Source organism: Streptomyces sp. NPDC002044, from assembly GCF_040296725.1.
Taxonomy (GTDB): domain Bacteria; phylum Actinomycetota; class Actinomycetes; order Streptomycetales; family Streptomycetaceae; genus Streptomyces; species Streptomyces antarcticus.
Map to the genome: position 1 here is coordinate 1 of NZ_JBEOXU010000201.1, position 8,702 is coordinate 8,702.

The following is an 8,702-nucleotide window of genomic DNA, read 5'->3' on the forward strand; positions in this document are numbered from 1 at the left end:
GGGCGGTCCCCGGCACGGCGCCCGGTGCGGCCCCTGGCGCGGCTTCCGCCGCGGGCACGGCGCCCGGCACGGCTTCCGGCACGGCTTCCGGCGCGGGTGCGGCCGGGCCCGCTCCCGGCGCCGCCCGCCCGGCCCGGCGTACGCGCTCGGTCGCGGACGGCTCCGCGAGCCAGGCCGCCCCGGCCGGGCCCGCGCCCGAGCCCGCCCCCGACGCCGCGCGGCCGGCCCGGCGTACCCGCTCGGCGGGGGACGGCTCGGTGAGCCAGTCCGCCCCCGGCCCGGAGACGCCGAGGCGGCCGGCGCCCCGGAACCCGGACGCGCCCTGGCACGACCCGAAGCCCGCCTTCACGGAGCCGCCGGCCGGCCCGGCCCGCGCGACGGGCCCGGCCCCGAAAGCCGAGCCGGAACCGGAACCGGAGCCGGAGCCGGCCACCGAGCCGAAGCCGGCACCGACATCCGAACCGGCCTCCGAGCCGGACCCCACCCCCGACAACGGAGGCGACGCGTGAACGACGTCCTCGATGTCGCACTGCGACTGATCGTCGTCTTCGCCGTCTTCCTCGTGCTCCCGCTCGTCGTCGGGCAGGCCGAGCACAAGGTGATGGCGCACATGCAGGGCCGGCTCGGCCCCATGTACGCGGGCGGCTTCCACGGCTGGGCCCAGCTCGTCGCCGACGGAGTGAAGTTCGCGCAGAAGGAAGACATCGTCCCGACCAACGCCGACCGCCGCATCTTCCAACTGGCACCCGCCGTCGCCCTGCTCCCGTACCTCCTCGTCCTCCTCGCCATCCCGGTCGGGCCGGGTGAGGGCGCGGTCGGCCAGGTCATCGACGCGGGCGTGTTCTTCGCGCTCGCCGTCATGGGCGTCGGAGTCCTCGGCTCCCTCATGGCCGGCTGGGCGTCCGCCAACAAGTTCTCCCTGCTCGGCGGCCTCCGCACCGCCGCCCAGCTGCTCGCCTACGAGCTTCCGATGCTGCTCGCCGCCGCCTCCGTCGCCATGGCCGCCGGGACGGTCTCCCTCCCCGGCATCGTCGAGGCATTCGAGTGGTGGTGGCTGCCCTGGCAGATCGTCGGCGCGCTCGTCTTCTTCATCGCCGGCCTGGCCGAGCTGCAACGGCCGCCCTTCGACATGCCGGTCGCCGACTCCGAGATCATCTTCGGCGCGTACACCGAGTACACCGGCCTGCGCTTCGCGCTGTTCCTCCTCGCCGAGTACGCCGGCATCGTCGTCCTCTGCGGCCTCACCACCGTCCTCTTCCTCGGCGGCTGGCACGGACCCTTCGGTGCCGAGGGCCTCGGCTGGGTCTGGACCCTGCTCAAGGTCGCGGTCCTGGCGTTCGTCGTGATCTGGCTGCGGGTCAGCTACCCGCGCCTGCGCGAGGACCAGCTCCAGAAGCTCGCCTGGACCGTACTCATCCCCCTCGCGCTCGCCCAGATCGCGCTCACCGGCATCGTGAAGGTGGCGATCAGCTGATGCCCATCCCCGGATCCGGCCTCGCCAAGGGCCTGGCGGTGACGCTGCGCACGATGACGAAGCGCTCGCACACCGCCCAGTACCCCGAGGTCCAGCCCGAACTCCCGCCCCGTTCCCGCGGGGTCATCGGCCTGTTCGAGGAGAACTGCACGGTCTGCATGCTGTGTGCCCGCGAGTGCCCCGACTGGTGCATCTACATCGACTCCCACAAGGAGACGGTGCCGGCCTCCACCCCCGGCGGCCGCGAGCGCAGCCGCAACGTCCTCGACCGCTTCGCCATCGACTTCTCGCTGTGCATGTACTGCGGCATCTGCATCGAGGTGTGCCCCTTCGACGCCCTGTTCTGGTCGCCGGAGTTCGAGTACGCGGAGACCGACATCCACGAGCTGACCCACGAGCGGGACAAGCTGCGCGAGTGGATGTGGACCGTCCCGGCCCCGCCCGCGCTGGACCCGGCCGCCGAGGAGCCGAAGGAACTCGCGGCCGCCCGCAAGGCGGTGGAAAAGGCCGAAGCCGCCGCAGCGGCCCCCCCGGCCCCCGCCACCCCGGGCACCTACCCCACGGTCCCGGCCACCCCCACCCCACCCGGCACGGAACCCGCCCCCGGCACGGAACCCGCCTCCGGCACGGAACCCGGAACCGCGCCCAAGGCCCCTGAAGCCCCCGACGCTCCCGACGCTCCCGACGCCCCGGCGGGAGGCACCGCCTGATGTTCACCGCCCACTTCGCCGCCGCGGCCACCGCGGCCACCGCGCCCGCCGCCGCGCAGGCACCCGGCTTCCTCTCGCCGACCGGCGTCGAGATCGCCTTCGTGCTCGTCGGCCTCGCCACGCTCGGCGCCGCCTTCGTCACGGTCACCACCAAACAGCTGGTGCACGCCGCGCTCTGGCTGGTCGTCGCGCTCGGCGGCATCGCCGTCGAGTACCTGCTGCTGACGGCCGAGTTCATCGCCTGGGTCCAGGTCCTGATCTACCTCGGCTCCGTGGTCGTCCTCCTCCTCTTCGGCCTGATGCTCACCAAAGCCCCCATCGGCCGCTCCCCGGACGCGGACTCCGGCAACCGGCCCGTCGCCCTCGGTGTCGCGGTCGTCGCCGCCGTCGCGCTCGTCTGGGTCGTCGTCGACGCCTTCCGCACGACGTGGATCGACCTCGACGGCCCGGTCCAGGGCTCCACGAAGGTCTCCGGTGAGATCCTCTTCCAGCACTGGGTGCTGCCCTTCGAGGCGCTGTCCGTGCTCCTCCTCGCGGCCCTGATCGGCGCCATCGTGCTGTCCCGCAGGAACGACCCGGCCGAGACCACCCCCACCGGGACCACCCCCGCCGCCACCCCCCAGGCCGCCGTCCCCGAGGCCCCGGCCGACAAGAAGGGCCGGCGCTGATGCACCTCGCCTACCCCGCCGTCCTCGCGGCGCTCCTCTTCTGCACGGGCCTGTACGGAGTCCTGGCCCGCCGCAACGCCATCCTGGTCCTGATGTCCGTCGAGCTGATGCTCAACGCCGTCAACCTCAACCTGGTGGCCTTCGACGTCTGGCTGCGCGACGCCCTGCACGCCGGCCAGGCCCTGACCCTCTTCACCATCGCCATCGCCGCCGCCGAGATCGGCATCGGCCTCGCGATCGTGCTGATGGTCTACCGCAACCGCGGCACCTCGGACGTCGACCGGATGCGCGACACCGCCGAAGGCCATGAGCCCGACCGGACCGCCGCAACCGGCACCCACACAGCCACCGGCACCGCCACCGCCCGCCCGGAGGCCGCCGCGTGAGCACCACGACCCTCGCCGTACTCGTCCCCCTCCTGCCCTTCCTGGGCGCGGTGGCGGGACTGCTCTTCGGCCGCACCGCCCCCGGCTTCGTCCGGCCCCTCGCCATCCTCCCCACGCTGGCCGCCGCCGTCCTGGCCGTGCTCGTCGCCTTCCGCCAGGGCGGTGGCCGGGCGATCGACACCGCGACCGAGCTGACCCCGACCGGCTCGGTGCCGATCGAGCTGTCGCTCTACCTGGACGGCTTCGCCGTGCTGGTCGCCGTACTGGTCGGGGTCGTCGCCACCTGCGTACAGCTCTACTCCACGGCGTACCTCCGCGAGGACCCGCGCTACCCGTCGTACGCGGCCCTGGTCTCCCTGTTCACCTCCGCCATGCTGCTCGTCGTCTACTCCGGCGACCTGATGGTGCTGCTCGTCGGCTGGGAGGTCATGGGCATCTGCTCGTACTTCCTGGTCGGGCACTACTGGGAGACCGAGGCGGCCCGCTCCGCCTCCCTGAAGGCATTCCTCGTCACCAAGCTCGGTGACGTCCCGTTCCTGATCGGCCTGTTCGCGCTCGCCACCGACGCCGGTTCGTTCCAGATCACCAAGATCCTCGACACCGTCGCCACGGGCGGCCTCGACCACCCGACGCTGATCGCGCTGCTGCTCCTCGCCGGCGTCGCGGGCAAGTCCGCGCAGTTCCCGCTCCACACCTGGCTCCCCGACGCCATGGCGGGCCCGACCCCGGTCTCCGCACTGATCCACGCCGCGACGATGGTGGCCGCCGGCGTCTACTTCGTCGCCCGCCTCCTGCCGGTCTTCGCCGCCTCCCGCGCCGCACTGGTGGTCATGGCCGTCATGGCGGCCGTCACGATGGTCGGCTCCGGCCTCGCCGCCCTGGCGCAGGACGACATCAAGCGCGTCCTCGCCTATTCCACGATCGGCCAGCTCGGCTACATGACCGGCGCCCTGGCCGTCGGCGACCGCGGCGCGGCCGTCTTCCACCTCCTGTCGCACGGCGCCTTCAAGGCGCTGCTGTTCCTCGGCGCGGGCGTGATCATCCACGCCGCCGGTACGAACTCCCTCGCCGCCATGTCCCGGATGAGCGGCCTCGCCCGGCGCATCCCCGACGCCTTCTGGACGATGACGATCGCGCTGCTCGCGCTCGCCGCCATCCCGCCCTTCGCCGGCTTCTTCTCCAAGGAAGCCGTCCTCGTCGCCGCCGAGCACGCCGCCACCGGCCACTCGGAGTTCGCCCCGAGCGCCGCCGGCTGGCTGGTCCTGGTCTCCGGCGTGCTGACCGCCCTGCTCACCGCCGCCTACGCGACCCGGCTGTGGCTCATGGCCTTCCGCGGCCGGGGCGCGAGCGCCCCCGACCACGGCAAGGAACCCTTCGCCATGACCGGCGTGCTGTGGCTGCTGGCGGTCCCCTCGGTCGGCTTCGGCCTCGCGGCGGGCCCCCTCGCCGACTGGTTCGACGGCGGGCGGCTCACCCCGACCCTGGCCACCTCGATCCTCGGCACGGGCGCCGCCGCCATCGGCGCGATGCTCACGTACGCCCTCTGGCAGCGCGCCACCGCCGAGGCCGCCACCGCCCCCGCCGCCATCGGCCCCGCGGCAGCGGCGGCGGCCGGCCCCGCCACGGCCCCCGGGACCGCGTCCGCCGCCGGCACCGAGCGGCCCGCCGCCGTCGCGGCCGCGGTGTCCGCCGCCACCGCCGCCGCCGAGTCCGCGGCCGAGACCCCCGAGGTCGCGGAGGTCTCCCACACGCACCCCGCCGTCCCCGCGGGACCCGCCGCCGACCCCGGACGGGCCCTCCTCGGCCCGCTCCACCGCCACGCGGCCGACGGCTTCCACCTCGACGCCGTCTACGACCGGCTGTTCGTCCGCCCCGTCCTGGCGGCCGCGAGCCTCGTCCGCTTCCTCGACCGCGAGGTCGTGGACACGTACGTCCGCGGCGCGGGCGCCGGCCCCCGGCTGCTCGGCGGCCTCGTACGCCGTGCCCAGACCGGCAACGTGCAGAGCTACCTGAGCGCCCTGCTCGCCGGCGCCGTGGTCCTGGCGATCGCCACCGCCGTCCTCGCCAACGTCAACGCCGGATCGTGAGCCGTGAGTCAGCCGTGATTGATATCAGCCCGTCCGTGATGCAGTTCCTTCTGGCGTTCCTCGTGGCCGCACCGCTCCTCGGCGCCGCCGCGGCCCTCCTGCCGGCCCCGCCCGGACTCAAGGGCCGCAGTCCCGAACAGGCCGTGCTGCGCCACGGCGTGACCGTCACCGGCGTGATCCTCGCCGCGGCGATCGCCCTCGCCCTGGGCTTCGACCACGACGCCCCGGCCCGCTTCCAGGCGACGACGGACATCAGCTGGATCCAGGCGCTGAACGTACGGATCCACCTCGGTGTCGACGGCATCTCGCTCCCCCTCCTCCTGATGACCGCGCTGCTGTTCTTCCTCTGCGCGCTCTACAGCTACTTCAAGCTCCCCGAGGGCCCCTCCCCGAAGGCTTTCGTCGCCCTGCTGCTCGTCCTGGAGTCCGGCACCCTCGCGACCTTCGCCGTCCTCGACCTGCTGCTCTTCTTCCTCGCCTTCGAGATGGTCCTCATCCCGATGTACTTCCTCATCGCCCGCTGGGGCGGCGCTCAGAGGCAGGCCGCCGCCTGGAAGTTCATCCTCTACACCCTCCTCGGCTCCGTCGTCATGCTGCTCGGCCTGCTGCTCATCGGACTGAACAGCGGCACTTTCGACATGGTGGCACTCGCCTCTGACAACGGCCGCGAACTGTCCCGCACCACCCAGCTCCTGGCCGTCCTCGCCATCGGCACCGGCCTCGCCGTGAAGACCCCGATGTGGCCGCTGCACAGCTGGCTCCCGGACGCCCACACCGCCGCCCCCACCGTCGGCTCCGTCCTGCTGGCCGGCGTCATGCTGAAGATGGGCACGTACGGGTTCGTCCGCATCCTGCTCCCCGTCACCCCCGACGGCATGGCCACCTTCGCCCCCTACCTGGGCGCCTTCGCAGTCGTCGGCATCGTCTACGGATCCCTCGCCTGCCTCGCCCTGGCCCGCAAGGGCGGCAAGGGCGACCTCAAGCGCCTCATCGCGTACTCCTCCGTCGGCCACATGGGCTTCGTACTCCTCGGCATCGCGTCGATGACCCCCACCGGCGTCAACGGCGCGCTCTTCGCCAACATCGCCCACGGCCTGATCACCGGCCTCCTCTTCTTCCTGGTCGGCGCCCTCAAGGACCGCTACGGCACCGCCGACCTCGACACCCTCGCCGGAGCCACCGGCGCCGCCCTCTACGGCCGCGCCCCCCGCCTCGGCGCGCTCCTCGCCTTCGCCGCCGTCGCCTCCCTGGGCCTGCCCGGCCTGGCCGGGTTCTGGGGCGAGATGCTGGCCCTGTTCGGCGCCTTCGACCCGGCCGGGGGACTGCCGCGCCCCGCGTTCCTCACCTACACGGCCGTCGGCGCGTTCGGCACGCTGCTCACCGCCGCGTACCTCCTGATCGTCGTGCGGCGTGTCTGCATGGGCGACCCGAAGGCCGGCCCCGAACTCGCCGTCGCGGACGTCCAGCGCTACGAGTTCGCCGCCTGGACCCCGCTCGCCGCCCTCACCGTCCTCGCCGGCCTGTGGCCCGCGGTCCTCCTCGGCCTCACCGACCCGGCCGTCCAGAAGCTCCTCGCAGGAGGCACCTCATGACGGCCCTCGCGGTCCTCGCCGCCGAGACCCCGAACCTGGTCCAGTCCGTCGACTGGCTCGCCATCGCGCCCGTCGTCATCACCGCCGCCGTCGGCCTGGCCGTGCTGGTCGCCGACCTCTTCGTCCCCGAGCACCGCAAGGGCCTGCTCGGCTGGGTCTCCGTGGCCGGCCTCGCCGCCGCGACCGCCACCCTGCTGCCGCTGCGCGCCGGCGACCGCGCCACCTTCTGCCTCACCGGCGACCCGGCCGCCTGCAGCTACACCGCCGACCACTTCGCGCTCGTCGTCCAGTTCCTGGTCCTGGTCGGCGCCCTGGTCACCGCACTGCTGTCGGTCACCGCCGTCCGCGAGGCGCGCATGCCGGCCGGCGAGTACTGGTTCCTGCTGCTCTCCTCCGCCGCCGGAGCGGCCCTGCTGCCCGCCTCCCGCGACCTCGCGACCCTGATCGTCGCCCTCGAAGTCGCCTCGCTGCCCGCCTTCGCCCTCGTCGGCATGCGCCGCGGCGACCGGCTCTCCTCCGAGGCCGCCCTCAAGTTCTTCCTGTCCTCCGTCACGGCCACCGCCGTGTCCCTGATGGGCGTCAGCTTCGTCTACGCCGCCACCGGCTCCCTGCACCTCGGCCAGGTCGCCGACCGCCTCGAAGACGTCCCCGGGCAGCTCGACACCCTCGCCATGGCCGGCGTCGCACTCACTCTCGTCGGCTTCGCCTTCAAGACCGCGGCCGTCCCCTTCCACTTCTGGGTCCCCGACACCTACGTCGGCGCGCCCCTGCCCATCGCCGGCTACCTCTCGGTGATCGGCAAGGCCGTCGGCTTCACCGGCCTGATCCTCGTCACGGTGATCGCCTTCCCGGCGTACTCCGACATCTGGGGACCGGCCCTCGCCGTCCTCGCCGCCCTCACCATGACCCTCGGCAACGCCGCCGCCCTGCGCCAGTCCGCCGACCGGCCGAACAGTGCCGTACGCCTCCTCGCCTGGTCCTCGGTCGGCCAGGCGGGCTACCTGCTGGTCCCGATCGCGGCCGCCGCGTACTCCGGGCGCGACCAGATCGGCTCCACCGTCGCGTACGCCCTGATGTACGCGGCCGTGAACCTCGGGGCCTTCTCCGTCGCCGCGCTGGTCGCCCGCACCAAGCCGCTCCAGCGGATCAGCGACTACCGCGGCCTGTACGCCGAGCGCCCCCTCGCCGCGCTCTCGCTGGCCTTCTTCCTGCTCTGCCTGGCCGGCCTGCCGCCGGGCCTCATCGGCCTCTTCGCCAAGGTCACCGTCCTGCGGTCCGCGGTCGACGCGGGCCTGGGCTGGCTGGCCGTCGTCATGGCGGTCAACGTCGTCCTCGCCCTGTACTACTACCTCCGCTGGACCGCGCTGCTGTTCCGCGCGCCGGAAGCCGCCGCCACCCCCGCCGGATCCCCGGCCGCCGCCCCCGCGCGGACCCCGTGGCCGGTGACGGCCGCGATCGTGCTCACCGCCGTGACCGCCGTGGTGCTCTCGGGCGCCCCGCAGCTGGTGCTGCGCTTCGCGTCGGGATCGCTGTTCCCCCAGTAACCCCCACGACGGTCCGCGCGCCGCCCGTACGAAGGGCCGCCGGGGCGCCGTAACCCGTACGGAGCAACGCCCGCCGCCGCCCGCACCGCCCCCGCCGCCCCGGCCGCGCCGGCCGGCCCCCCCCCCGCGCCCGGGGGGGGGGGCCCCCCCCGGCGCCCCGCCCCCACGTCGCGTTTCCGGGGCCCCCGTATCGGAGCGGAGCGACGATACCTTGGTCCCCCTCCTGGGGCCTGGAGCGTCC

At 73.8% G+C, this 8,702-nt stretch carries 7 protein-coding genes and 1 pseudogene; 7 read left to right on the plus strand and 1 reads right to left on the minus strand.

The genetic code is table 11. The features are described from left to right. Nucleotides 1-484, minus strand: a pseudogene (locus ABT106_RS29325) (hypothetical protein); the annotation flags it as partial. A gap of 21 nt (nt 485-505) precedes the next feature. Between ABT106_RS29325 and ABT106_RS29330 the strand changes: the two are divergent. From ABT106_RS29330 to ABT106_RS29360, 7 genes are read left to right on the plus strand one after another with little or no spacing between them, the layout of a single operon-like run. Next, on the plus strand, nt 506-1,474 hold the full coding sequence (locus tag ABT106_RS29330) for a complex I subunit 1/NuoH family protein (protein WP_351283339.1): 969 nt from the start codon (nt 506-508) through the stop codon (nt 1,472-1,474). After that, nucleotides 1,471-2,184, plus strand: coding sequence for a NuoI/complex I 23 kDa subunit family protein (locus tag ABT106_RS29335; RefSeq protein WP_351283350.1), 714 nt, complete (start codon nt 1,471-1,473; stop codon nt 2,182-2,184). The genes ABT106_RS29330 and ABT106_RS29335 overlap by 4 nt, the downstream gene beginning before the upstream one ends. Beyond that, nucleotides 2,184-2,852, plus strand: coding sequence for an NADH-quinone oxidoreductase subunit J family protein (locus ABT106_RS29340; protein WP_351283342.1), 669 nt, complete (start codon nt 2,184-2,186; stop codon nt 2,850-2,852). The genes ABT106_RS29335 and ABT106_RS29340 overlap by 1 nt, the downstream gene beginning before the upstream one ends. Continuing rightward, entirely contained in the window at nt 2,852-3,238 is a 387-nt protein-coding gene (nuoK, locus tag ABT106_RS29345) for an NADH-quinone oxidoreductase subunit NuoK (protein WP_351283344.1), read from the plus strand. Before ABT106_RS29340 ends, nuoK begins: the two co-directional genes overlap by 1 nt. Continuing rightward, nucleotides 3,235-5,325, plus strand: a complete 2,091-nt coding sequence (locus ABT106_RS29350; RefSeq protein ID WP_351283346.1) for an NADH-quinone oxidoreductase subunit 5 family protein — start codon at nt 3,235-3,237, stop codon at nt 5,323-5,325. Before nuoK ends, ABT106_RS29350 begins: the two co-directional genes overlap by 4 nt. Nucleotides 5,326-5,363: 38 nt before the next feature. After that, the gene (locus tag ABT106_RS29355; RefSeq protein WP_351283352.1) at nt 5,364-6,917 is read left to right on the plus strand and encodes a complex I subunit 4 family protein; all 1,554 of its coding nucleotides are present in this window, start codon (nt 5,364-5,366) and stop codon (nt 6,915-6,917) included. Next, nucleotides 6,914-8,461 carry an NADH-quinone oxidoreductase subunit N gene (locus ABT106_RS29360; RefSeq protein WP_351283348.1) on the plus strand — a complete coding sequence of 516 codons (1,548 nt, stop codon included), beginning with the start codon at nt 6,914-6,916 and terminating at the stop codon, nt 8,459-8,461. Before ABT106_RS29355 ends, ABT106_RS29360 begins: the two co-directional genes overlap by 4 nt. Nucleotides 8,462-8,702 lie beyond the last annotated feature (241 nt).